Raw genomic sequence first — 24,281 nt, 5'->3', positions numbered from 1 at the left:
CCCGATCAATTGGAAGAGGACAATGGGCGATACAGACGGCAGTTCTAGGGCGGCGCAAAGCGCGCAGTCTGAGAATTTGGACATTGAAGAGAAAAGCGGTTTCTTTTCGCGGATTATGGATGCCATTTCGGGGGCCGAAGAGGAGCAAAGCGCTCCGGTCAACGGGCATGAAATAGCCGACAATCAACATCGCGGCATGGTTAACCTGCGTCGCAAGCGGGTTGAGGATGTCGCCATTCCGACCGTTGAAATCGTCTCGGTTCCCTCAACGATTTCCAAGGATGAGCTGGCGCAGGTCTTTCGCGAAAGCGGCCTGTCGCGGATACCCGTGTACGAAGGTACGCTGGATACGCCGCTGGGTTTTGTCCACCTCAAGGATTTTGCTCTGACCCATGGGTTCAATGGTGGCGGAGCCGAGTTCGACCTGACCTCGATGCTGCGCACGCTGTTGTTTGTGCCGCCCTCGATGCCGATCGGTGTTTTGCTGACCAAGATGCAGACTGAACGCCGTCACATGGCGTTGGTGATCGATGAATATGGCGGCGTTGACGGATTGTTGACCATCGAAGACCTGATTGAGCAGGTCGTCGGCGAAATCGCCGATGAGCATGATGCGCACGAAGATCAGCTTTGGCTGCAGGAAAAGCCGGGTTGCTACGTCGTTCAGGCCCGCGTTCCGCTTGAGGATTTCGAGGCCGAGATCGGACGTTCTCTGACCAGCCACGAGGATGTGGACGAGGAAGAGATCGAAACTCTGGGCGGTCTAGTCTTCATGCTGTCGGGTCGTGTTCCGGCGCGGGGTGAGGTTGTACTGCATCCCGAAGGCCCGGAGTTTGAGGTGATCGATGCCGACCCGCGCCGCATCAAGCGTCTGCGCGTCATGTTGCCGGACGTCGCTGCATGATCCCTGTCCGGGGTTGGCCATTCTGGCTTAGACTTGGTGCCGCAGCGGCCTTAGGGGCGCTGGGTGCTTATGGCTTGGCACCGTTTGGCTACTGGCCGCTGACTCTGATTGCGCTGATCCTGATCCCGGCGTTTTTTCTGGCCTGTGAAACCCGCGCCCGTGCCGCGTGGTTGGGCTGGGCCTTTGCCACCGGCTACTTCGCCCATGCGCTGAGTTGGATCATCGAGCCTTTCCAAGTGGACGCCGAGCGCCATGCGTGGATGGCTCCGTTTGCGCTGGTCTTCATGGCTGGCGGCTTGGCCTTGTTCTGGGCGGCGGCATTCTGGGCGGCGCGGCGGGTTGATGCTCCGGCTGTACGACAGGCTGTGTTGCTGGCACTGACATTGTCACTGGCCGAGTTTGGTCGCGGCTATCTTCTGACCGGCTTCCCTTGGGCCGGGGTTGCGCAGGTCTGGGTCGACACACCGTTTGCGCAACTTTTGTCTTTGGTTGGTCCGTATGGGCTGGCTGCGCTGACCTTCGCAGCGACGTTTCCGCTTGGGGCGGCGATGGTGCAACCTGTAGCTCTCCGCTCGCTTTTGGTTCCGTTCGTTGGGTTCGCCGGTGCCGCCGCTCTTGCCATGGTCTACGCCTCCAGCAGGCCGACCATAAAGTATGGTGAAAACACTGTCCGACTGATCCAGCCGAATGCGCCTCAGCATCAGAAATGGGATCCTGCATATGCGCCCCTTTTCTTCGCTCGGCAGATCGAATTCACCGCGGCAGAGCCACGTCCCGACCTGATCGTCTGGCCCGAGACTGCAATTCCGGCGTGGCTCAGCAGCGCCGATCCTTATCTTGATGCCGCGACGGACGCGGCTCAGGGCGTTCCGGTTATTCTGGGCATTCAGCGAGGGGACGGCCCGCGCATCTACAACTCGATGATCTATCTGGATGAGAACGGACAGCAGACCGGCCTGTATGACAAGCACCATCTGGCCCCGTTTGGCGAATATGTCCCGTTCGGAAACCTGATGGCCCGTTTCGGTATTCACGGCATGGCCACAACGGCTGGTCATGGGTTCAGTTCGGGGCCGGGGCCGGCAGTTATGCAGGCGGGCAAGCTGGGGCGGGCCCTTCCGCTGATCTGCTACGAGGCCGTCTTCCCGCAGGACGTTAACGGCGCGCCTGAACGCGCCGATTTCATCTTGCAGATCACCAATGATGCGTGGTTCGGAACCCGTTCCGGCCCTTACCAGCATCTGGCCCAGGCCCAGATGCGTGCGATTGAGCAGGGACTGCCAATGATGCGGTCCGCCAATACCGGCATTTCGGGGATGATCGACCCTTTGGGGCGGATCACCGCCTCGCTCCCTTTGGGGCAGGCCGGGTTTGTGGACGCCGATCTGCCGTTGCCTCTTGCACCGACGATCTATTCCCGCATGGGGGACCTGCCCGTGTTCGCGGTCTTGCTGCTGTTGGCCGTGTTGCTGTGGCGCATGCCACGGCCGCGTAGCGCCTAGTTTCCGATTGACGTCATTTCGCAACGCGCGTATGCCCTTGTTGCCTGTCACAACGGCTTCCTGGCGTGACAGAGGAACTTCAATGGAGCACATTTATGTCCCGACAGAACTACACTTTTACTTCGGAATCAGTTTCCGAAGGGCACCCAGATAAGGTCTGTGACCGGATTTCGGACGCCGTACTCGACGCATTTCTGAATGAAGAACCCGAAGCGCGCGTGGCGTGCGAAACCTTTGCTACGACCGATCGGGTCGTCATCGGTGGCGAAGTAGGTCTGTCTGATCAGGAAAAGTTGCACGACTATATGGGCCGCATCGACGAGATCGCGCGCGCCTGTATCAAGGATATCGGCTACGAACAGGACAAGTTTCACCACGAAACAGTCGAAGTGACGAACCTGCTGCATGAACAGTCTGCTCACATCGCTCAAGGCGTTGATGCCTCGGGTGACAAGGATGAGGGCGCAGGCGATCAGGGCATCATGTTCGGCTACGCCACGACGGAAACACCTGCGCTGATGCCAGCCCCGATCCAGTATTCGCACGCGATCCTGCGTCGTCTGGCCGAAGTGCGTAAAAACGGCACCGAGCCTGCTTTGGGCCCGGACGCGAAATCGCAGCTGTCCGTTGTTTACCGCGATGGCAAGCCGGTTGGCGTCAGCTCGATCGTTCTGTCCACGCAGCATCTGGATGAAGCGCTGACCTCGGACGACATCCGTGCGATCGTCGAGCCCTACATCACCGAAACCCTGCCCGAAGGGTGGCTGAGCGCTGATACCGAATGGCACGTGAACCCGACCGGTAAGTTCGTGATCGGAGGCCCGGACGGAGATGCGGGCCTGACGGGTCGCAAGATCATCGTCGACACCTATGGTGGCGCAGCCCCTCATGGTGGCGGAGCGTTCTCGGGCAAAGACCCGACCAAGGTGGATCGCTCGGCTGCTTATGCTGCGCGTTACCTGGCCAAGAACGTGGTTGCTGCCGGTATGGCAGAACGCTGCACCATTCAGTTGAGCTATGCGATTGGCGTCTCCAAGCCGCTGTCGATCTACGCCGACACTCATGGAACCGGTCAGATTGCTGACGCCGTGATCGAAAAAGCAGTTGGTCAGGTCATGGACCTCACCCCGCGCGGCATTCGTGAGCATCTGCAACTGAACAAGCCGATCTACCAGCGCACCGCAGCTTACGGTCATTTCGGCCGTGAACCCGCAGCCGATGGCGGCTTCAGTTGGGAACGCACTGATCTCATCGAAGCCCTGAAAGCGGCAGTCTGATCCAAGACAAAAGGGGCGCGTCTCGCAGGATGCGCCCTTTCTCTTTTTCGAGATACTCCGAGGGTCAGCCCCTTGTCACACGGCGCGCGCCACAGTAAGGGCACCGCCATGAGCAACCAGACACCCCAACGCCCCCGCAGAAACTTCTATGGCCGCTTCAAGGGCAAAACCCTGAAGCAAAGCCAGAAGACGTATCTGAACGAAGACCTCGAAGCCTTGTCGCCCGGTGCCGTGGATTGGGAGACGAACCCCGAACGCCACCCGCTGGACCTCGATGCGCTGTTTGGTGGTAAGGATGTTTGGCTTGAAGTCGGCTTTGGCGGTGGCGAACATCTGGTGCATCAGGCCGCGAACAACCCCGATATCGGAATCGTCGGGGCCGAGCCTTACATCAACGGTGTCGCCATGTTGCTCGGTAAGATCCGTCAGGCTGGGGTCGAAAACCTCGCGGTGCATCCCGGTGATGCGCGCGACCTGTTCGATGTGCTGCCCGAGGCCAGTATTTCACGCGCCTTCCTTCTCTATCCCGACCCGTGGCCCAAAACGCGCCACCATCGCCGCCGCTTCGTGACGCCCGAACATCTGGAGCCTCTGGCCCGTGTCCTGAAACCCGGCTCGATATTCCGCGTGGCCACAGACATTCCCGACTACGTGCGCCAGACGCTTGAGGAAGTACCCCGCGCTGGTTTCGAGTGGTTGGCTGAACGCCCTGCCGATTGGCGCGAGCCTTGGGGTGACTGGATCTCGACCCGCTATGAGCAAAAGGCCCTGCGGGAAGGACGGACCCCACACTATTTGACCTTCCGCCGAACAGACGCCTGATCCGTTTCAAATTTCTGTAATCCTGCACGCTATGCTAGGCTGTGCGCGTTACGCGTTTTAAGCATAGCTTATTTCAAGGATTACCATGTCTGATATTCGGATTACCAACTGCCACACGCATCTGTTTCACTCGCGCCATGTGCCCGAGGACTATCCCTATCCGGCACTAAAACCGTTCAAGAAGATGCCGTGGTTGATCAAGGCTCTGGCTTTTGGTGCCAGACTGATCGGCCAGCCTGGCGTCGCCGACAAATTGGATCGGCTCTATCGTTTTCAGCAGGAAACGGATGAGGGCAGCCAGCGCGAGATTCTGGACAACCTGCGGCGACATTACCCCAGCAATACCCGCTTTGTCGTTTTGCCGATGGATCTGTCGGCCTTTGGCTTCGGCGCGCCCGAGGTGCCCCTACGAGAGCAGCATGACGAACTGGCGCAGCTCTCCACTGACCCTGAGGTTGGCCCGTCGGTGATTCCCTTCGCAACGATCGACCCGCGGGCTGATCCCAATGCCACCGAGCTGTGGCGCGCCATTGACGATCTGAGGTTTCGCGGGGTCAAGCTCTATCCCCGTTTAGGCTTTGCGCCGAATGACCCGGTCCTGATGCAGCATGTCTATCCGCGCTTGCAGGACAAGAACCTGCCGGTAATGTCGCATTGTTCGCGAGGCGGTGTTCAGGGGCGGCATCTTTCCGACTATTGGGCCGACCGCTATACGGAACCAGAGGCGTTTATCCCGGTAATGCGAGATTTTCCCAACCTGCGGATTTGTCTGGCACATTTTGGTGGGCAGCGAGACTGGCATGCCTATGTCAATCCCGATCACACCGACTCATTAGACGATGCATTCAACCGGAATTGGCTGAGATCCATTCGCGACTTGATCGGCAGCGGAGACTACGATGGCCTGTGGACGGATATCTCCTACACTCTTTTCCAATTCGAAGACTATGCGCCGTTCCTGCGGCTTTTCCTGATGGGTGAGGATGAGGAAAGCGAACGCCTGCGGTCGCGCGTTTTGTTCGGGTCGGATTACTACATGACCCGGCAAGAGGCGCTGTCGGAAAAGGCGGTCTGTATCCGGTTGCGCAACGTTCTGGGCGAAGAGATCTTTCGCCAAATCGCCGAGGAAAACCCGGCAAAATGGCTGGGAGAGACCTGAGAGACACCCATACCCTTATTGCCGCTGGACCAACTGGTCCCAATTCGCTAATCGGCATGGACTGATAGCGAAAACAGGAGCCCCCATGTCCGGACACGGCACGCCCATCCCGATGACCTCGCATCCCTGCGGCCCGTTGAACGGAACGGCTGAGGTGCCCGGCGACAAGTCGATCTCGCACCGGTCGCTGATCCTTGGCGCGATGGCGGTTGGGGAAACCAAGATCTCGGGCCTGCTTGAGGGCGAAGATGTTCTGGACACCGCCAAGGCCATGCGTGCCTTTGGGGCCGAAGTGACTGACCATGGCGGCGGTGAATGGACCGTGCATGGTGTCGGTGTTGGAGGCTTTGCCGAACCCGATCAGGTGATCGACTGCGGCAACTCAGGTACCGGCGTGCGCCTGATCATGGGCGCGATGGCGACGTCGCCGATCACGGCGACCTTCACGGGCGATGCCAGCCTGAACAAGCGCCCGATGGCGCGGGTCACCGATCCGCTTGCGCTGTTCGGCGCGCAGTCGGTTGGCCGTTCGGGCGGGCGCCTGCCGATGACCATCGTGGGCGCAGCGGATCCGACCCCGGTCCGCTATGAGGTTCCGGTTCCTTCGGCTCAGGTGAAGTCGGCCGTTCTACTGGCGGGCCTGAACGCCCCCGGCAAGACCGTTGTGGTCGAGAAAGAAGCCACCCGTGACCATTCGGAACGGATGCTGGCCGGTTTCGGGGCCGAGATCACCGTTGAAGATACGGATGAAGGTCGGGTGATCACGCTGACCGGTCGACCTGAACTGAAACCTCAGGTCATTGCCGTCCCGCGTGACCCGTCGAGCGCGGCTTTCCCGGTTTGCGCGGCGCTGATCACCCCCGGTTCGGACGTGCTTGTGCCCGGCATCGGCCTGAACCCGACCCGCGCGGGCCTGTTCACAACACTGCGTGAGATGGGTGCAGACCTGACCTATGAAAACGAACGCGAAGAGGGCGGTGAGCCCGTTGCCGATCTGCGCGCGAAATACTCGCCCAACATGAAGGGGATCGAGGTCCCGGCTGAGCGCGCCGCCTCGATGATCGACGAATACCCGGTTCTGTCCGTGGTGGCGGCCAATGCGACCGGCACTACGATGATGGGCGGCGTGAAAGAGCTGCGCGTCAAGGAAAGCGACCGGATCGACGCGATGGCGCGCGGGTTGCGGGCCAATGGCGTGACCGTGAATGAAGGCGATGATTGGTGGTCGGTCGAAGGGCTGGGCATCGGCAACGTTCCCGGCGGCGGCACCTGCGAAAGCTTCCTGGACCACCGGATCGCAATGTCCTTCATGGTGATGGGCATGGGCGCGAAAACGCCCGTCTCGGTCGATGATGGCGGCCCGATCGCGACCTCTTTCCCGATCTTCGAGCCGCTGATGGCCTCGCTGGGTGCCAAGGTCGAACGGACATGAGCTTTACCGTCGCCATTGATGGCCCTGCGGCGGCGGGCAAGGGGACGATCTCGAAAGGCGTCGCGGCGCATTTCGGGTTTGCTCATCTGGATACGGGGCTGTTGTATCGAGCGGTGGGACGGCGCGTGTTGGACGGGGTCGACCCCGTCTCTGCGGCCCAAGCTCTGACCGCAGAAGAATTGGAGCAAGGCGATCTGCGCACGGCTGAGATCGCGCAGGTGGCGTCAAAAGTTGCTGTCATCCCTGAGGTGCGGGCCGCGCTGGTCGATTTCCAACGCGCCTTTGCCCGACGTTCGGGTGGGGCAGTATTGGATGGGCGCGATATTGGGACGGTGATCTGCCCCGAGGCTGAGGTGAAGCTGTTTGTCACTGCCAGTGCTGAGGTTCGGGCAGAACGCCGGTTTTTGGAGCTTAGCGCCAAAGGGTCTGATGTAACACGTGATCAGGTCCTGGCCGATGTGCGCGAACGGGATGCGCGCGATGCGGAGCGTAGCACCGCCCCCATGAAACCCGCCGAAGATGCCGTTCTGCTGGACACGTCCGAACTGAGCATCGACGACGCTCTGGCACAGGCTGTCGAAATCATCACACAGAAAAGACCCGCAGCGTAACTGCGGGCCGTTGTCTGAGCGGATCAGAGTTCACCGACGGCGATGCTCTTGATGTTTGCCCACTGGTCATCAGCGGTTTTGGCAGTGCCAACCACGTCTTTCAGGAAGGCTGCGCGGGTTTCGGCGTTCAGGAACAGGAACAGTTTGCCGTCCGAGATCAGGTACTGATCCGGGTCGCCGTCAAACTTCTTACCAACCGAAACACCGAACGAGCAGAAGCCGCCGTGCTGGGGCAGGTAGGCTACTGGGTTGGCCTCGAACGCCTCGCGGTTTTCGGCGGTGGCGAAGTAGTAGGACGCGCCATCATAGGTGGCTGAGTGGGTGGCAAAACCCTCGACCGGGTTGCCGCTGTTGACCAGTGCGACCAGATCTACCCCATGCGCAGCAAGCGGCGCGCCAGCCGCCGAGATGCCTTTGGAGACATTGATTTCATCCGCAGCAAAAGCCGGGGCCGACAGGGCAAGCGCAGCAACAAAAGCAGTGAAGACGAGCGATTTCATTTGGGTCATCCTTTCATTTTCAGATCCTGGCTGAGGTATCCCTCCGCCGATGTGACAAAGTTAGGACAGGATTTTTGTACGTGTAATCGCAGATAAGCCGCAAAACTGTGCAGATCGTTCAAACATCTGGATTACACGCAAAAACACTTCACACAGCTTTGTTTGGCCAGTGACCCGGTTGCTTTCTAAGGTAGGGGGGCAACTATGGGAGCGGCCTCATGATCCGACTAGCTGTGATTTTGTTCCTCATCGCCGGCAGCGTGAGCGCGCAACAGGCCGAACCGCCCGTGCCTGAGGGCGAACCTCCGATGACATATGAGCGGTTGGGCAGGATTCTCTTTGCGCTTGATCCGGAGACGCAGCCCAGCGGGCCAGGGTTCCAGATCACCATTGCGGATGTGCCGGTTCTGGTGATCACCGATGTAGTGGCCGATCGAATGCGCGCTATGGTGCCCATCAGCAGCACGGCAGATCTGTCTGTGGAGGATCTGCAACGGATGATGCAGGCCAATTTCGACAGCACGCTGGACGCGCGCTATGCGATTGCCAACGGAACCCTGTGGGCCGTGTTCATCCACCCGCTGTCGCCGCTGAAAAAGGATCAGCTGATCTCGGGCCTGGCGCAGACGGTGAACATCGCAAACACTTATGGCACTCTGTATTCGGGCGGAGCGGCTGAGTTCGGAGGGGGTGACAGCGGCGATCTGCAGCGTGCGCTGATCGATGAGCTTTTGAAAAAGGGCGAAGAGATCTGAACCTGGAACGTGGTCGAGTTTCAATTTGACACACCTCGCCGTTACCGGATTTTTATCGCCATCAAATTGGGGCTAAAAGATCAAGTGAAACCTAGTAAGCATCTGCGCAAGAAGGGTAAAATAGCCACATCGACAGGACCCTAGCCAGATGTAACAAAACTGTTATGCTCCCCTCACAAGCAATAAAGGGAAGGCCGCCGTAAACCTCCAAAAAAGGGGGAAGTAGCCACAAAATTCCCTAAGCCAACAGGGACAGACAAACATGACCAAACGTTTGCGCAAAATCACCATCGTGGGTGGTGGGACCGCGGGCTGGATGACCGCGTTGATTTTGGAGATGGTGCTGTCGCGCACCTCCGCGCCCAAGGATCGCCCACGTATCTGCCTGATCGAAAGCCCCAATATCTCGACCGTCGGTGTGGGTGAGGCAACGGTTCCGAGAATGCCGGTCACGCTGAGGCAAGCGGGCATTTCCGAGCGGGACTTTTTTCGCGAAACCAATGCCTCATTCAAGCTGGGCGTGAAGTTCTGCAATTGGAACAAGGACGCCAAGGGCAATCGCATCGACTATGTGAACCCGTTTGCCCATGGTCAGATGCTGGAGGGGTTGGAGACGGCCGAGTATTTCCTGCGTTTTGGCAACGGAGATCGGGATTTCACGCAGTCCATCTCACCGCATGATGATCTGGGACGGATGTGCAAAGGCGCGCGGCCCTTAGGGGCACCGGAGTTCGAGCAGCGCTTTGGTTACGCCTATCACCTGGACGCCGTGAAGTTCGCAGGCATGCTGACCAAGGTCTGCACCAAGCGCGGTGTTGAGCATATTCAGGATGAGGTGCAATCGGTCGAGCTGGATGAGCAGGGCAATGTCAGTCACCTGATGCTGGAGCGCAAAGGCCGTCACGACATTGAAATGGTCATTGACTGCACAGGGTTCCGAGGGCTGATCATCAATCAGGCTCTGGGTGAGCCATTCATGGATTACTCGGATTATTTGCCGAATGACCGGGCCATGGCGTTGCAGATTGAACATCCGGATCCGGAAAAGATCGAAAGCCTGACACGCTCAACCGCGCTTGGGGCAGGGTGGACATGGCGCGTGCCGCTCTTCAACCGAGTGGGCACGGGCTATGTGTTCTCATCCGCGCACCGGACGGATGATCAGGCGGCAGATGAGTATCTTGAGTGGCTGGGCGACAGCGGCAAGGGTTTGACGCCGCGCGTGATCCCGATGCGCGTTGGGCGCGTGCGTAACGCATGGGTCAAGAACTGCGTGGCAATCGGCCTGTCTGGCGGGTTCATTGAGCCTTTGGAAAGCACCGCGATTCACATGATCGACCATGCCGTGCGCTGGTTCGCCGAGCATCTGCCAACACAGGATATCGAACCGGCCTTGCGGGCGCGCTATAACCGGCAGATGGACAAGCTCTATAACGAGGTGCTGGAGTTCATCTGTCTGCACTACCGCCTCGGCAATCGCACCGATGACCAATACTGGATCGACGCGCGGACCGAAATGAAACTGCCTGACCGGTTGGCCGAGAACCTTGAACTCTGGCAGCATCGCTTGCCGATGGAGCATGATATCGAGTTCGTCTCACTGTTCGATCACCGCGTCTACCAGACGGTTCTGTTGGGCAAACAGGTCTATGATACGGGCTATGGCGAAGGAATCCGCGATCGTCTGCGTCCTTTGAAGAAACCGATCTGGTTCCATTGGTGGAAGGGTGCGCGCATGCACCTCAACGAGATTCTGCAAACAATGCCGGATCACAAAACGCTTCTGCGCGACATTCGGGGTGAACTGAAGAGGCCAGCTTTTGGCAAGGCGGCTGCAGTGAAACCCACTGTGGCCATGCCGGGCGCAAAGCCGGCTCCGGTTGTGGTTCAGAACATGCCGAACCTGGCCGAAATCCAAAGCGGTGCGAAGGACCTGCAATTGTTCTAGGGCGCTTAGGCATGGGCAGAGTAATCTTCGACACCCGCTGCGGTGCCGAGATTTAGGCTTTGCCCTTGCGTATCTGGCTGAAACAGCCTATACGCGCGCTGTCTGAACAAGGGCGGTTAACGTCCGGATGACGTATCTGAGCAGGGCCGGGTTACCTCGGCCCTTTGTGTTTGTGTAGTCAGATGCGCACCGGGTCACGCCCAAAGGCATCATGAAACAAGACCGGCGGAAACAACCGCTCGGCCAGCAAAAACGTATGTAAAGGAAAACAACGCCACATGGCTAACGCATCCATGGAGGAATTCGAAGCCCTCCTGAATGAAAGCTTCGAAATGGACACACCCGAAGAGGGTTCTGTTGTCAAAGGTAAGGTTCTGGCGATCGAAGCCGGCCAAGCCATCATCGACGTAGGCTATAAAATGGAAGGCCGCGTTGATCTGAAAGAATTTGCAAATCCCGGCGAAGCCCCTGAAATCGCTGTTGGTGACGAGGTCGAAGTTTACCTGCGCGCCGCAGAAAACGCCCGTGGCGAAGCTGTCATCTCGCGTGAGATGGCCCGCCGTGAAGAGGCGTGGGACCGTCTGGAAAAAGCATATGCCGACGACCAGCGCGTCGAAGGTGCAATCTTCGGTCGCGTCAAAGGTGGCTTCACCGTCGATCTGGGTGGCGCAGTTGCATTCCTGCCCGGCTCGCAGGTTGACGTTCGCCCCGTGCGCGATGCTGGCCCGCTGATGGGTCTGAAGCAGCCGTTCCAGATTCTGAAAATGGACCGCCGCCGTGGCAACATCGTTGTGTCGCGCCGCGCCATCCTGGAAGAATCGCGTGCCGAACAGCGTGCCGAAGTTATCGGCAACCTGTCCGAAGGTCAGACCGTCGAGGGTGTTGTCAAGAACATCACCGAATACGGTGCATTCGTTGACCTGGGCGGCGTTGACGGCCTGCTGCACGTCACCGACATGGCATGGCGCCGTGTGAACCACCCGTCCGAGATCCTGACGATCGGCGAAACCATCAAGGTTCAGGTCATCAAGATCAACAAAGAGACCCACCGCATCAGCCTGGGCATGAAGCAGCTGCAGGAAGATCCGTGGGATCTGGTTGCTGCGAAGTACCCGCTGGGCTCGGTCCATCAGGGTCGCGTTACCAACATCACCGACTACGGCGCGTTCGTCGAGCTGGAAGCCGGTGTCGAAGGTCTGGTGCACGTGTCCGAGATGTCCTGGACCAAGAAAAACGTCCACCCCGGCAAGATCGTTTCGACCAGCCAGGAAGTCGACGTCATGGTTCTGGAAATCGATGGCGCCAAGCGTCGCGTGTCTCTGGGCCTGAAGCAGACTCAGCGCAACCCATGGGAAGTGTTTGCAGAAACTCACCCCGAGGGCACCGAGGTCGAAGGCGAAGTCAAGAACATCACCGAATTCGGTCTGTTCATTGGCCTCGAAGGCGACATTGACGGCATGGTTCACCTGTCCGACCTGTCCTGGGACGAGCGTGGCGAGGATGCGATCCAGAACTACCGCAAAGGCGACATGGTTTCGGCCGTTGTCTCGGAAGTTGACGTTGAGAAAGAGCGTATCTCGCTGTCGATCAAAGCCCTGGGCGGTGACAAGTTCGCCGAAGCCGTGGGCGGCGTGAAGCGTGGTTCGGTCATCACCGTTGAAGTCACCGCGATCGAAGATGGCGGCATCGAGGTCGAGTACGAGGGCATGAAGTCGTTCATCCGTCGTTCGGACCTGTCGCGTGATCGTGCTGAGCAACGCCCTGAGCGCTTCAACACCGGCGACAAGGTCGACGTCCGCGTCACTAATGTCGACAGCAAGACCCGCCGTCTGGGTCTGTCGATCAAGGCACGCGAGATCGCCGAAGAGAAAGAGGCCGTGGAACAGTACGGTTCCTCCGACTCGGGCGCGTCGCTGGGCGATATCCTGGGTGCAGCGCTGAAATCCGGCGACTAAACCCGGTCTCTGACCCGATACAAATCAACGGCCCCGTACATGTGTGCGGGGCCGTTTTTGTTGCGAATCAACAAGTTCCCAAACTGGGCGTTAAAATGTACATACTATGTGCATGAACGGGATTTTGGGTGTTCAAGCTAAAAATCATGCGAGTTTGCCCGAAATAGCAGCTTCTACACACAGAGTTTACGTTCCCCCGAACCGGGTTTTTTTCTATACTGTCCAGAACACTAGAGATGGTAAACCGGTCGCCTGGGAGGGTAGCGCGCATGATCCGTTCTGAATTGATTCAAAAAATTGCTGATGAAAACCCGCATTTGTATCAACGCGATGTCGAGCGGATTGTGAATACAGTTTTCGAGGAAGTCACCGACGCAATGTCGCGTGGCGACCGGGTCGAGCTGCGCGGATTTGGCGCGTTCTCGGTGAAAAAGCGCGACGCCCGCGTTGGTCGCAATCCGCGCACCGGCGAGACTGTGCAGGTCGAAGAAAAATGTGTGCCGTTTTTCAAGACGGGTAAGTTGCTTAGGGACCGATTGAACGGTAAAGCCTGACCTTATGATGCGCTACATTCGATATGCTTTTCTGGGGGCACTGGGGATCATCTTGGTCTCGGTCTCCCTTGCCAACGTAGAATCCGTTGAACTCAAGCTTATGCCCGACCCTCTGGCCGAGCTGCTGGGTTTCAACCTGTCTACCTCACTACCGCTGTTTCTGGTGGTGCTGGGCGGCGTTGTGGCCGGTCTGGTCATCGGGTTCTTGTGGGAATGGATGCGCGAGCATAAGCATCGTCGCGACGCGACCGTCAAAAAAGGCGAAGTGCGCAAGCTTGAGCGCGAGGTCAAGAAGCTCAAGAAAAAGCAGAATGAAGGCAAGGACGAGGTTCTCGCCATTCTGGATGAGGCAAGCTGAGCCAAAGCAATGCCTGATGTGTCTGTCAAAATCTGCGGTTTGACCGCCCCTGATCACGTGCGCGCTGCGGTTGATGCAGGCGCGCGGTATCTGGGGTTCAACTTCTTCATCAAATCCCCTCGCTATGTCTCGCCTCAGCAAGCCGCCGAGTTGGCGACCCATGTGCCGGCGGGCGTGGCCAAGGTGGCGTTGGTGGTGAATGCCCCGGATGAGGTGCTGGACGACATCACGCAGAATGCTCCGTTAGATATCCTGCAGCTGCATGGGGGCGAGTCGATTCAGCGCGTGCAACAAATCAAGGACCGGTATGGCTTGCCGGTGATGAAGGTGATCGGGGTGGCCGATGAGGCTGACCTGGCCGCCATTGATGCATTCAGTGACGTGGCGGATCAGCTGTTGATTGACGCCAAGCCGCCAAAGAATGCCGTTTTGCCCGGCGGCAATGGCTTGGCGTTTGACTGGCGTCTGCTGGCGGGACGCAAATACTGGCGCAAGCCGTGGATGCTGGCGGGTGGCTTGACACCTGACAATGTGGCCGAGGCGATCCGCATGACGGGCGCGCGTCAGGTTGATGTCGCATCCGGCGTCGAAAGCGCGCCGGGGGTGAAAGATGCTGCCCTGATGAAGGCATTTATCGACGCGACGCAGTGATCTGATCTCGAATTCGCGCCGTATCTCTCGACGGAGGGGTACAAACATGCTGGCGGCTATAGGCGGCGTTTCTCTGAAACACTGGTACAACGCGCCAGAGTTTTTCTGGCGAGCGGGGCAGGCTTTGCGTCAGGCGCGGGGCGATCCGCTATGCTTGCATGCGGCGACTTTCCGTCAAGACGGTCTCTATTTCTCGCTCAGCGTTTGGCACGATATAGAGGCGATGCTGACCTTCGCCCAATCAGGCCCGCACCGTCGCCTGATGCAGGAGGCGAACCGCTTGGCGGATGTGAACCAGTTCCACCATTTTCCTTGCATAGGCATCCCAACGGCTGAGCAAGCGCTTGAGCTTTGGCGGCATCATACCCTGGCTGCCGAATGAGGCGTTTTGCCCATGGCAAAACCTGCCGCTACCTCCTATGAACAACGGATACGACGCGGGAGACTTCCATGGCCAACGATCTTTTCAATTCCTTCATGTCCGGCCCTGACGAACAGGGGCGTTTTGGCATTTTCGGCGGGCGATTTGTCAGCGAGACGCTGATGCCGCTGATCCTGTCGCTGGAAGAGGAATATGACAAAGCCAAGGATGATCCGACCTTCTGGGCTGAGATGGACGATCTTTGGGCGAACTATGTGGGTCGCCCGTCGCCTCTGTACTACGCCGAACGCCTGACCGAGCACCTGGGTGGGGCGAAGATTTACCTCAAACGCGATGAGCTGAACCACACCGGCGCGCATAAGATCAACAACGTGCTGGGCCAGATCATCCTGGCGCGCCGCATGGGCAAAACCCGGATCATCGCGGAAACCGGGGCCGGGCAGCACGGAGTGGCCACAGCCACCGTCTGCGCCAAGTTCGGCCTGAAATGTATCGTCTATATGGGCGCCCATGACGTGCAGCGCCAGGCTCCGAACGTGTTCCGCATGCGTCTGCTAGGGGCCGAAGTTATTCCGGTGACTTCCGGCCGTGGGACGCTGAAGGACGCGATGAACGATGCGCTGCGTGACTGGGTTACCAATGTGCGCGACACGTTCTACTGCATCGGTACCGTAGCCGGTCCGCACCCGTACCCGGCTATGGTTCGCGACTTCCAGTCGATCATTGGCAAGGAAGCTAAAGAGCAGATGATGAAGGCCGAGGGCCGTCTGCCAGACACGATCATCGCTGCCATTGGCGGTGGCTCAAACGCGATGGGCCTGTTCTACCCGTTCCTCGACGACAAAGATGTCAACATCATCGGCGTCGAAGCGGGTGGCAAAGGTGTGAACGAGAAGATGGAGCATTGCGCCTCATTGACCGGTGGTCGTCCGGGTGTGCTGCATGGCAACCGGACCTATCTGCTGCAGGACGATGACGGCCAGATCCTCGAAGGCTATTCGATCTCGGCCGGTCTGGATTATCCGGGCATCGGGCCCGAGCATTCCTGGCTGAACGATATCGGTCGTGCGAACTACGTCGCCATCACTGACAAAGAGGCGCTTGAGGCGTTCCAGCTCTGCTGTGCCACCGAAGGCATCATCCCGGCGCTGGAGCCCAGCCACGCGCTGGCCCATGTGATGAAGATCGCACCGGATCTGCCGAAGGATCACCTGATCTGCATGAATATGTGCGGACGTGGCGACAAGGATGTGCAGACTGTGGCGAAATATCTGAACTTCGACATGTCGGATACTGAGGGCCGCACGGCAGACTAATATTCGGTCAAGCGAATGGCGCCGGCCCCAGAAAGGGCCGGTTTTTCTTTAGCCTTCTTGCAGGACGGTTTCGAAACCTTCGAACTGCGGGGAACCTATCAGGGCGGATTGGGTCTTGCTGTTCCCTGCATTTTTATGTGCGTCGCGGAACTGTTCCTACTTGGTCCAGGCTTCGAAATCTTCGCGGCTGTCCCAGATCACATGGCTGGAATACAGGCGGGATCCGTCGCCTTCAGGCCCTTTGAGTAGGCGGAATTCCTGAAACCCTTTCAGCTCGTTCAAACGGCTCTGTCGTTCCTTCCAGACGTTTTCAAAATCGGCTTCACTGCCGGGCCGGACCTTGAAACGGTTCATTGCAATAAAGCTCATGGCTTTCCCCATTCTGTCGTGTTTCAGGCTGGCGAAACGAAATGTCGGCGGGCTGTTGGCATAGAGAGTATTCCCCGTCCGCCCTTAATTGGCGCGCGCTGCGTGTTGGCGCAGGATGTCCAGCGGCACGATCTCAAGTGCCCGCTGATGCGTGGCCTCAAGATGCACCTTGGGCGCACAGCCTTCGTCATGCGCCTGAAGGAAACGACCGGCACAGAGACACCAGCTGTCCCCGGGGTTGAGGCCCGGAAAGTTGAACTCGGGTCGAGGGGTGCTGAGGTCGTTGCCAACGTATTTCGAATAGGCCAGAAACTCAGCCGTCATGACGGCGCAGACGGTGTGACTGCCCTGATCCTCGATGCAGGTGTTGCAGGCCCCATCGCGGAAGAACCCGGTCAAAGGGTCTTTCGAACAATCGGCCAGGACGCCGCCGAGAACATTGATGCTGTCTTCTTTCTGCATGAGGCTCACCCTACAGGCTTTGCGCGATACTGCGGAACATTTCGACATTCTGTTCGTTGACGCCCGGATCACGGAATTTGCGATCCGCACCGGTTGTCATGATCAGAACGCCACGAGGCTGGTCGAAATACATATATTGACCATAGACCCCGCGGGCCAGAAATTCTCCTTCATGCGCGCCAATAGGGATCCACCACTGATAGCCGTAGCCGATTTTTCCCGGCTCGGTCGGGGCGCTGGGCCAGGTTGATTCCTTGATCCACTCTGCGGGCACCAGCTGTTCGCCGTCATGCTCTCCGCCCTGTAAGATCACCTGGCCGAAGCGCGCAAAATCGCGCGTGGTGAAATTCAGACCACCCAGTACAAAAGCCACGCCAGCCCCGTCGGTGACATAGTAGCCGTCACGTTCCAGCCCCAGGGGCTGCACGATTTTCTCGGTCATCAGCTCCGTGACGCTGCGCCCGGTGGCCCCCCGGATCACCATGCCGATGACATGGGTGTCGATCGACACATACTGCCAGCTCTCTCCGGGTTCGATGAAGCTGTCCTGTAGCGCGATGGTGAAATCATCCAACTCACCGCCAAGGGCCAGTACGCGACCCATTCGGTTGATGTCAGAGTTCGGGTCAAAATAGTCCTCGTCAAAGACCACCCCGCTGGCCATGTTCAGCACATTGCGGATGGAGGCGGTCTCATAGGCGCTGCCGGTCAGGTTGGGCGCGTATTTCACCACCGGATCATCAAGCGATGTGATCGCGCCTTCGTCCAGCAGAATCCCCAGAAGCGCCGAAAGATAGCTTTTGGCCACCGACCAGGAGATGCGACGATCGTCGGGACCTGTCCCCAGATAATATTCCTCGAACCGGATCTGACCGTCCTGCATCACCAGAAGTGAGGTGACCGCGCGATCCTCAATCCAGTCATCGGTCCCTTCGGGCAAGTCAAAGCCGGGGCCGTAAGGCAGCTCCCACGTTGGGCCGTTGCCTCGGGGCAGATCGGCGGTCAGGAAAGCCTCATCCATGTGAGAGAAATTCTGGACGATCTTCTCTTCGGAAAACAAAGAGTTCACGGCCAATAGACGTTGAATTTCTTCGCGTTTCCAGACGCCGACAACCACTGCGGCCAGGACCAATGCCAGAGTGATCCGCAACACCCATTTGAACAGAGCTTTCATGAAATGCCTCCCTCTCGGTTGGTATAGGAGCGCGAGACGCCGCATTCCGCAATCAAGACCTTACGGCACCAAGGGCGTAGGCTATTTGAACTTGTCCAACAGCTTTTGCATGGCCGAGCGGTTGTCTTCTTCGGGCACAGGCTTCGCCTCAGGTTTTGGGGCCGATTTTTCGGGCTTTGGCGAGGTGGAAGAGCGGGGCGGCGCAGTACGCAAAGCCACCGCATTCATGAACTTGCCGCCGTCACCATCCGCAAGATGGCCCGCGCCGTCTGCAACGCCGCGCAGTACGTCTTCCAGCCAGTCCCCATCGGCTTTGGCAAAGTCACCCAGAACATAGGGCGAGACCATCTCTTTCCGTCCGGGATGCCCGATGCCCAAACGCACCCGATCATAGGCCGGACTGATATGCTCATGAATGGATCGCAGCCCATTATGCCCTGCATGCCCACCGCCCGCCTTGACCCGCACTTTGCCAGGCGCAAGGTCCAGCTCGTCGTGGAAAACGGTCACGTCGGTTGAGTCGAGCTTGTAGAACCGCATCGCCTCGCCCACGGATTGACCCGAGCGATTCATGAAAGTCTGCGGCTTGATCAGAAGCACCTTTTCGTGCCCAAGACGCCCTTCTGCAATCTCGGCCTGAAACTTGGATTTCCAAGGGCTGAAACCGTGATCTTCGGCAATCCGGTCCAGCGCCATGAAGCCGATATTGTGCCGGTTGCGGGCATATTTCGATCCCGGGTTCCCCAATCCGACAAACAATTTCATGCCTCAATCCTCTTTCGCATGCCTTCAGCGCAGAGCGGTGATGGCATGAAATGGCATCCGTTTTCTAGCCCGGTGCCAAAAGAAAACGGGGCCCGATATTAGGCCCCGTTTCACAATCCGACAATTCGAGTTCGGATTTATTCTTCAGCTTCTTCCTGGCCGACGACTTCAACTTCGTCTGCGGCCACTTCTTCGCCTTCTTCGTCGTCGCTGGTCGACAGACCGGTCGGTGCCGAAACGTTGGCGATCACGAAGTCACGGTCGATGGTCGGCTTGGTGCCTGCGGGCAGGTCAACCGACGAGATGGTGACAACGTCGTTGATCTCCATGCCTGTCAGATCAACGGTGATTTTCTCAGGAATGTCGCCAGCAGTGCACATCAGTTCGACTTCCGGACGGACAACGGTCAGAACGCCGCCCTTCTTGATGCCGGGGGCCGCTTCTTCGTTGACGAATTCAACCGGGATGAACAGCGCGATCTTGGTGGTCCGACGCAGGCGCATCAGGTCCAGGTGGGTCGGCAGGTCTTTGACGACGTCACGCTGAACGTCACGGCAGATGACGCGTACGTCTTCGTGGCCTTCAACCTTCAGGTTCCACAGGGTCGACTTGAACCGGCCCGCTTTCAGGCGCTTGAACAGTTCGTTGAACGGGATCTTGATCGCCAGCGGATCTTTGTCGCCACCAAAAACAACGCCCGGAACCATGCCTTCGCGGCGGGTCTGACGAGCGGCGCCCTTGCCTGTCCCCGTCCGTTCCAGAGCTACGAGATCAGGAATCTCTCCAGCCATGATATATTCTCCAATGTTAGGGCGGGCATCCTCCAAGGCTGTATGCCCGCGTGAAGCCGCGTCCTTAGCTTGTTTCTTACGGTTTGGAAAGCGGTATTTTGCGAGGCTCTGCCTCGCGCTCCGAGGTATTTTCAAACAGAAGAAGATGCGAAGCGTCCGTTGCTTCTTCTGTTCAAAAAATACCTTGGGGTGGTCGCCGCTTCAGGACGGCGGGGGCAGCGCCCCCTAGGCCGGTTCAGCTTTGCCAGCGCCCGCCGAAATCTTCGGGTACAAGTAGGTTATGGCGACCCAGATCTGCGACGTTGCGCTCGCCGCACAGGGCCATCGTGGTATCAAGCTCCTTCTGAATGACGCCCAAGGCGGTCGTCACGCCAGATTGACCCATCGCGCCTAGCCCGTAGACGAAAGCGCGGCCGATATAGGTGCCCTTTGCCCCCAGTGCCAAAGCCTTGAGGACGTCCTGACCCGAGCGGATGCCGCTGTCCAGATGCACTTCGACATCGCCGCCGACAGCGTTCATGATCTCGGGCAGAATGCGGATTGAACTCAGCGCACCGTCCAGTTGGCGGCCCCCGTGATTCGACACAATGATAGCGTCCGCCCCAAGTTTGGCCGCCATCTTGGCATCTTCGGCGTCGAGTATGCCTTTCAGAATCACTTTGCCGCCCCATTGCTCCATCAGCTTTTCGACCTTTGCCCAGTCGAGGCTGGGGTCGAATTGCTCAGCCGTCCACGCGCCCAGGGATGAGGCGTCAGAGATACCTTCGACATGGCCGACGATGTTGCCAAACTCACGCCGCTTGGCTTGCAGCATCTCGATGCCCCAAGACCATTTCGTCATCAGGTTTGCGATGGTTTTGGGTGTGAGTTTCGGCGGAGCGGAAAGGCCGTTTTTCAGGTCTTTGTGGCGCTGTCCCAGAATCTGCAGATCCAGCGTAATCACGAGTGCGGAGCATTTGGCATCCTTGGCCCGCTGGATCAGGCGGCTGACGTAGTCTTCGTCTTTCATGGTGTAGAGCTGGAACCAAAACGGCTTGGTGGTGTATTCCGCCACATCCTCGATCGAGTTGATAGACATAGTCGAAAGTGTGAACGGCACGCCGAATTCCTCGGCAGCTTTGGCTGCCTTCATTTCCCCGTCCGCGTGTTGCATGCCGGTCAGCCCGACCGGGGCAAGCGCAACGGGAAGTGCCACGTCCTCTCCAATCATCTGCGACGCGGTCGACCGATCCGCCATATCCACAGCCACCCTTTGGCGAAGGCGGATTTTCTCGAAATCCGAGCTGTTTTCGCGAAAGGTCTGCTCGGTCCAGCTGCCGCTTTCCGCGTAGTCGTAGAACATGCGCGGCACACGGCGTTCGTAGATCCGGCGCAGGTCTTCAATCGTCGTAATCACGGGCATGTTCGGGAACCTTCCTTGAGTTGTCCCGAACTGTGTAACCGGCAAGAGGGCAGTTTCGCAACGCTATCGCGAGATCAAAAAACCGCGGCTGTCCCATGTCAGCCGCGCCTCAAAAGCAACCTGATCGTCAGGGCTTATGCGGAATGGGCACCATCCGCGAGGGACTTCACGAAATCCAGCACCTCGGCCACTGGCTTGCCCGCGCCGATCTGGCTGACGATGGCCGACCCAACAACAGCCCCATCCGCGACTGAGGCGATGGCTTGCGATTTCTCTGGCGTGTTGATGCCAAAGCCAACAATGACCGGCAGGTCGGTGGCGGATTTGATCCGGGCGACTTCAGGGCCGACATTGGTGGCCTGCGCCTCCGCCGCTCCGGTGATTCCGGTGATCGAGACGTAGTAAACAAAGCCCGAGGTGTTCTGCAGCACGCGGGGCAGGCGTTTGTCGTCGGTGGTTGGTGTCGCGAGGCGGATGAAGTTCAGACCAGCGGCTTGTGCGGGCAGGCAAAGCTCCTCGTCTTCTTCGGGCGGCAGGTCGACGACGATCAGGCCGTCGATGCCCGCATCTTTGGCATCTTCTAGAAACGCGTCGACGCCACGGCTGTAGATCGGATTGTAATAGCCCATCAGAACAATCGGGGTCGTGTCATCGGTTTCCCGGAACGCGCGCGCTAGATCGAGCGTACGCTGCAGCGTCATACCGCCATCCAAGGCGCGCTGGCCTGCAAGCTGAATCGTGGGCCCGTCCGCCATCGGATCGGTAAAGGGCAGGCCAAGCTCGATCACATCCACGCCCGCACCCGGCAATCCTTTGACGACCTCAAGCGAGGTTTCATAGTCTGGGTCTCCTGCCATCACATAGGCGACAAAGGCCTTTTTCCCCTCGGCTTTCAGAGCGGCAAACTTGGCGTCGATACGGGTCATGGCATGTCCTTGCAGTCAGGTTCGGACCTGATGTGCAGAAAGTTTTGCCGAAAATCAATCCCGCCCGAGCTGCAAAGCCTCAGAACGCGAAGTGATAGCGGAAAAGCAGGGCGTTGACGCCCGGATTATCCTCTTGCGTGCTGGCGTTGGATTTGTGGGTGATGGCCATCGACACCTTGTTGCCATTGTCCAATGTGTAACCTACGCCAAGAAGGCTGCGGATCTGAAAGCTGCCGCCCAGATCGTTCAGCTCATCAGCCTCGGAAAAGTAGCCGGGCATGACGCTGCCTTCCAGAAACCAACGATCGTTCAGAGAATAGAGACCAACCAGACCCGTGCCGATATGGGTATCGCCCGCTTCGTCGATCGACAGGGCTGCGCCCCACCCAACGCTGAACCGGGTCGCCTGATGAAACGGGCGGTGCTGATACTCTAACGCGACAAGTGCATGATCATCGGAGTCGCTGTCCGAGAAATCTGCGAAACCAGCCCCAAGAACAATGGACTGGGCATGCGCCACGCCGGCGCTTATGGCCAGAATAGCCGACAAAGCGAGGATTCTCTTCATAGGAACATTTCCGTTTGGTCTTAGATGTTCCTTTTCACGTGCTTATTCCCGATGCCTCTTTTCAATGCGCCCGCGAACACAACAGTGGAACAAAACCGTGAGACCAGCGTGAGGGTGAAGGGTGCCCATCACCCACATTGGCTTGCGCATTCACCCCGACCCGCCTAGAAGCAGCCGCGAAAAGCATCAGGAGACCGTCATGGGCTTTAAAATGGGAATCGTGGGTTTGCCGAATGTGGGCAAGTCGACCCTCTTCAACGCGCTGACCAAAACCGCAGCCGCTCAGGCCGCGAATTTCCCGTTCTGCACCATTGAACCCAATGTGGGCGACGTGGCTGTGCCTGATGACCGGTTGGACAAGCTGGCGGCGATTGCGGCCTCGAAGCAGATCATCCCGACGCGGATGACCTTTGTGGATATCGCCGGTCTGGTGAAGGGGGCGTCGAAAGGCGAAGGGCTGGGCAACCAGTTTCTGGCCAATATCCGTGAGACCGACGCTATCGCCCATGTGCTGCGCTGTTTCGAAGACGGCGATGTGACCCATGTGGACGGCCGGGTTGATCCGGTGGCCGACGCTGACACGATCGAGACCGAACTGATGCTGGCCGATCTGGAAAGCATCGAAAAGCGCCGCGCCAATCTGGTGCGCAAGCTTAAGGGCAACGATAAAGAGGCGCAGCAGCAGGACCGTCTGCTGTCTGAGGCGCAGGAGATGCTGGAAAACGGCAAGCCCGCGCGTCTTGTTGAGGTCTCGGACGAAGACACCAAGGCCTGGAAGATGCTACAGCTTCTGACGACAAAGCCTGTGCTCTACGTCTGCAACGTGTCCGAGGAAGAAGCCGCAGAGGGCAACGAGTACTCCGCCAAGGTGGCCGAAATGGCCGCCGCGCAGGGAAACGCGCACGTCATCATCAGCGCTAAGATCGAAGAAGAGATCAGCCTGTTGGAAGAGGACGAGGCTGAGATGTTCCTAAGCGAAATGGGTCTGGAAGAACCCGGCCTCGATCGTCTGATCCGCGCCGGTTACGATCTGCTCAAGTTGGAAACCTATTTCACCGTCGGCCCGAAAGAGGCCCGCGCTTGGACTATCCGCACCGGCACCGCAGCGCCGCAGGCCGCAGGCGTCATCCATGGGGACTTTGAGAAAGGCTTCATCCGCGCCGAGACCATCGCCTATGACGACTACATCGCTGCCAATGGCGAGCAGGGCGCGAAAGAGGCAGGCAAGATGCGGGCTGAGGGCAAGGGATACATCGTCAAAGATGGCGATGTGATGCATTTCCTTTTCAACACGTAAGTCAGTAGGTCACGGTAGGTTTTCAAAGCGCTTCGTTCAAGCTGCACTGGGCGATCAACCACTTACCATCTGCCTGTTGATACAAAACGTTTAGGGATGTGCCGCTGGCGGCACTTCCTTCACTAAAGCGAGCGAGACACCAGCCAATGCGGCCTTCAGCATCCGCGTGCAAGACCTCGATTGCTTTGTCCTCGCCTTCTTCTTCAACCCACTCCTTATGCGTCGTCTCGATTGCCGGCCGACCAATGGCTGCCGGGCCATAAGGCGAATAGAGTTCCGCATTGTCCGTAAAGTACGACGCACATCCTGCTGCATCCTTGGACCGGTAACTTTGAACGTATCCGTCAAACACTTGTTGAAAAAGGTCTTTGGCTTCCATTTTGAACCTCGCCAATTTGCAA

26 protein-coding genes and 1 riboswitch are annotated in these 24,281 nt (G+C 58.5%); of the genes, 16 read left to right on the top strand and 10 right to left on the bottom strand.

The features are described from left to right. Positions 1 to 22 precede the first annotated feature (22 nt). The 7 genes from ACR0B5_RS09490 (at position 23) to cmk (ending at position 7,707) form a co-directional block, all read left to right on the top strand. The gene (locus ACR0B5_RS09490; protein ID WP_170640489.1) at positions 23 to 904 is read left to right on the top strand and encodes a hemolysin family protein; all 882 of its coding nucleotides are present in this window, start codon (positions 23 to 25) and stop codon (positions 902 to 904) included. Then, on the top strand, positions 901 to 2,406 hold the full coding sequence (gene lnt, locus ACR0B5_RS09485) for an apolipoprotein N-acyltransferase (RefSeq protein ID WP_480540136.1): 1,506 nt from the start codon (positions 901 to 903) through the stop codon (positions 2,404 to 2,406). The genes ACR0B5_RS09490 and lnt overlap by 4 nt, the downstream gene beginning before the upstream one ends. A 41-nt stretch (positions 2,407 to 2,447) precedes the next feature. Beyond that, positions 2,448 to 2,496: riboswitch (SAM-SAH riboswitch) on the top strand. A 5-nt stretch (positions 2,497 to 2,501) separates the two neighbouring features. After that, the gene (gene metK, locus ACR0B5_RS09480) at positions 2,502 to 3,683 is read left to right on the top strand and encodes a methionine adenosyltransferase (RefSeq protein WP_475218646.1); all 1,182 of its coding nucleotides are present in this window, start codon (positions 2,502 to 2,504) and stop codon (positions 3,681 to 3,683) included. A 108-nt stretch (positions 3,684 to 3,791) separates the two neighbouring features. Then, positions 3,792 to 4,505 (top strand): tRNA (guanine(46)-N(7))-methyltransferase TrmB, encoded by a 714-nt coding sequence (gene trmB / locus ACR0B5_RS09475; protein ID WP_480540135.1) that lies wholly within the window; start codon positions 3,792 to 3,794, stop codon positions 4,503 to 4,505. Positions 4,506 to 4,590: 85 nt separating this feature from the next. Further along, entirely contained in the window at positions 4,591 to 5,664 is a 1,074-nt protein-coding gene (locus ACR0B5_RS09470) for an amidohydrolase family protein (RefSeq protein WP_480540134.1), read from the top strand. An 85-nt stretch (positions 5,665 to 5,749) separates the two neighbouring features. After that, positions 5,750 to 7,096, top strand: coding sequence for a 3-phosphoshikimate 1-carboxyvinyltransferase (aroA, locus tag ACR0B5_RS09465; RefSeq protein ID WP_480540133.1), 1,347 nt, complete (start codon positions 5,750 to 5,752; stop codon positions 7,094 to 7,096). Beyond that, positions 7,093 to 7,707, top strand: coding sequence for a (d)CMP kinase (gene cmk, locus ACR0B5_RS09460; RefSeq protein WP_480540132.1), 615 nt, complete (start codon positions 7,093 to 7,095; stop codon positions 7,705 to 7,707). Before aroA ends, cmk begins: the two co-directional genes overlap by 4 nt. A gap of 23 nt (positions 7,708 to 7,730) precedes the next feature. On the opposite strand, the gene ACR0B5_RS09455 is transcribed toward cmk, so the two are convergent. Continuing rightward, positions 7,731 to 8,207 (bottom strand): YHS domain-containing (seleno)protein, encoded by a 477-nt coding sequence (locus ACR0B5_RS09455; protein ID WP_480540131.1) that lies wholly within the window; start codon positions 8,205 to 8,207, stop codon positions 7,731 to 7,733. A gap of 218 nt (positions 8,208 to 8,425) precedes the next feature. Here ACR0B5_RS09455 and ACR0B5_RS09450 point away from each other — a divergent pair, with 218 nt between their 5' ends. The 8 genes from ACR0B5_RS09450 (at position 8,426) to trpB (ending at position 16,126) form a co-directional block, all read left to right on the top strand. Then, positions 8,426 to 8,962, top strand: coding sequence for a hypothetical protein (locus tag ACR0B5_RS09450; RefSeq protein WP_170659897.1), 537 nt, complete (start codon positions 8,426 to 8,428; stop codon positions 8,960 to 8,962). A 262-nt stretch (positions 8,963 to 9,224) separates the two neighbouring features. Further along, on the top strand, positions 9,225 to 10,910 hold the full coding sequence (locus tag ACR0B5_RS09445) for a tryptophan halogenase family protein (RefSeq protein WP_480540130.1): 1,686 nt from the start codon (positions 9,225 to 9,227) through the stop codon (positions 10,908 to 10,910). A 278-nt stretch (positions 10,911 to 11,188) separates the two neighbouring features. Continuing rightward, the gene (gene rpsA, locus ACR0B5_RS09440; protein WP_170377709.1) at positions 11,189 to 12,865 is read left to right on the top strand and encodes a 30S ribosomal protein S1; all 1,677 of its coding nucleotides are present in this window, start codon (positions 11,189 to 11,191) and stop codon (positions 12,863 to 12,865) included. 269 nt (positions 12,866 to 13,134) lie between these two features. After that, positions 13,135 to 13,419, top strand: a complete 285-nt coding sequence (gene ihfB, locus ACR0B5_RS09435) for an integration host factor subunit beta (protein WP_008758048.1) — start codon at positions 13,135 to 13,137, stop codon at positions 13,417 to 13,419. A gap of 7 nt (positions 13,420 to 13,426) precedes the next feature. Continuing rightward, positions 13,427 to 13,777 carry a lipopolysaccharide assembly protein LapA domain-containing protein gene (locus tag ACR0B5_RS09430; RefSeq protein ID WP_170378121.1) on the top strand — a complete coding sequence of 117 codons (351 nt, stop codon included), beginning with the start codon at positions 13,427 to 13,429 and terminating at the stop codon, positions 13,775 to 13,777. Between the two features lie 9 nt (positions 13,778 to 13,786). Then, a complete protein-coding gene (locus tag ACR0B5_RS09425) occupies positions 13,787 to 14,428 on the top strand; it encodes a phosphoribosylanthranilate isomerase (RefSeq protein WP_480540129.1) in 642 nt (213 codons plus the stop codon). 46 nt (positions 14,429 to 14,474) lie between these two features. Beyond that, positions 14,475 to 14,810 carry a hypothetical protein gene (locus ACR0B5_RS09420; protein WP_480540128.1) on the top strand — a complete coding sequence of 112 codons (336 nt, stop codon included), beginning with the start codon at positions 14,475 to 14,477 and terminating at the stop codon, positions 14,808 to 14,810. Between the two features lie 68 nt (positions 14,811 to 14,878). Beyond that, the gene (gene trpB, locus ACR0B5_RS09415; RefSeq protein ID WP_170676958.1) at positions 14,879 to 16,126 is read left to right on the top strand and encodes a tryptophan synthase subunit beta; all 1,248 of its coding nucleotides are present in this window, start codon (positions 14,879 to 14,881) and stop codon (positions 16,124 to 16,126) included. Positions 16,127 to 16,282: 156 nt separating this feature from the next. On the opposite strand, the gene ACR0B5_RS09410 is transcribed toward trpB, so the two are convergent. The 8 genes from ACR0B5_RS09410 to ACR0B5_RS09375 all read right to left on the bottom strand — a co-directional run bounded on the left by ACR0B5_RS09410 (position 16,283) and on the right by ACR0B5_RS09375 (position 22,583). Next, on the bottom strand, positions 16,283 to 16,495 hold the full coding sequence (locus tag ACR0B5_RS09410) for an antibiotic biosynthesis monooxygenase family protein (protein WP_480540127.1): 213 nt from the start codon (positions 16,493 to 16,495) through the stop codon (positions 16,283 to 16,285). Between the two features lie 84 nt (positions 16,496 to 16,579). Then, entirely contained in the window at positions 16,580 to 16,957 is a 378-nt protein-coding gene (locus tag ACR0B5_RS09405; protein ID WP_170377719.1) for a DUF2237 domain-containing protein, read from the bottom strand. A gap of 10 nt (positions 16,958 to 16,967) precedes the next feature. Beyond that, positions 16,968 to 18,131 (bottom strand): serine hydrolase domain-containing protein, encoded by a 1,164-nt coding sequence (locus ACR0B5_RS09400; protein ID WP_480540126.1) that lies wholly within the window; start codon positions 18,129 to 18,131, stop codon positions 16,968 to 16,970. 81 nt (positions 18,132 to 18,212) lie between these two features. Further along, a complete protein-coding gene (gene pth / locus ACR0B5_RS09395; RefSeq protein ID WP_480540125.1) occupies positions 18,213 to 18,896 on the bottom strand; it encodes an aminoacyl-tRNA hydrolase in 684 nt (227 codons plus the stop codon). Between the two features lie 137 nt (positions 18,897 to 19,033). Then, positions 19,034 to 19,687, bottom strand: coding sequence for a 50S ribosomal protein L25/general stress protein Ctc (locus tag ACR0B5_RS09390; protein ID WP_170472082.1), 654 nt, complete (start codon positions 19,685 to 19,687; stop codon positions 19,034 to 19,036). Between the two features lie 235 nt (positions 19,688 to 19,922). Then, entirely contained in the window at positions 19,923 to 21,089 is a 1,167-nt protein-coding gene (locus ACR0B5_RS09385) for an alpha-hydroxy acid oxidase (protein WP_480540124.1), read from the bottom strand. Positions 21,090 to 21,223: 134 nt separating this feature from the next. Continuing rightward, entirely contained in the window at positions 21,224 to 22,015 is a 792-nt protein-coding gene (gene trpA / locus ACR0B5_RS09380; RefSeq protein WP_170719482.1) for a tryptophan synthase subunit alpha, read from the bottom strand. Between the two features lie 79 nt (positions 22,016 to 22,094). Further along, positions 22,095 to 22,583, bottom strand: a complete 489-nt coding sequence (locus tag ACR0B5_RS09375; RefSeq protein WP_480540123.1) for an acyloxyacyl hydrolase — start codon at positions 22,581 to 22,583, stop codon at positions 22,095 to 22,097. A 199-nt stretch (positions 22,584 to 22,782) separates the two neighbouring features. Between ACR0B5_RS09375 and ychF the strand changes: the two genes are divergently transcribed. Then, positions 22,783 to 23,880 (top strand): redox-regulated ATPase YchF, encoded by a 1,098-nt coding sequence (gene ychF, locus ACR0B5_RS09370; protein ID WP_480540122.1) that lies wholly within the window; start codon positions 22,783 to 22,785, stop codon positions 23,878 to 23,880. Positions 23,881 to 23,902: 22 nt separating this feature from the next. On the opposite strand, the gene ACR0B5_RS09365 is transcribed toward ychF, so the two are convergent. After that, positions 23,903 to 24,259: a YybH family protein gene (locus ACR0B5_RS09365; protein ID WP_480540121.1), complete on the bottom strand. Its 357-nt coding sequence runs from the start codon at positions 24,257 to 24,259 to the stop codon at positions 23,903 to 23,905. Positions 24,260 to 24,281: the final 22 nt, after the last annotated feature.

The sequence above is a fragment of the Ruegeria sp. AG1 genome (genome assembly GCF_056541705.1).
This window is presented reverse-complemented; position numbering and strand designations above follow the sequence as displayed.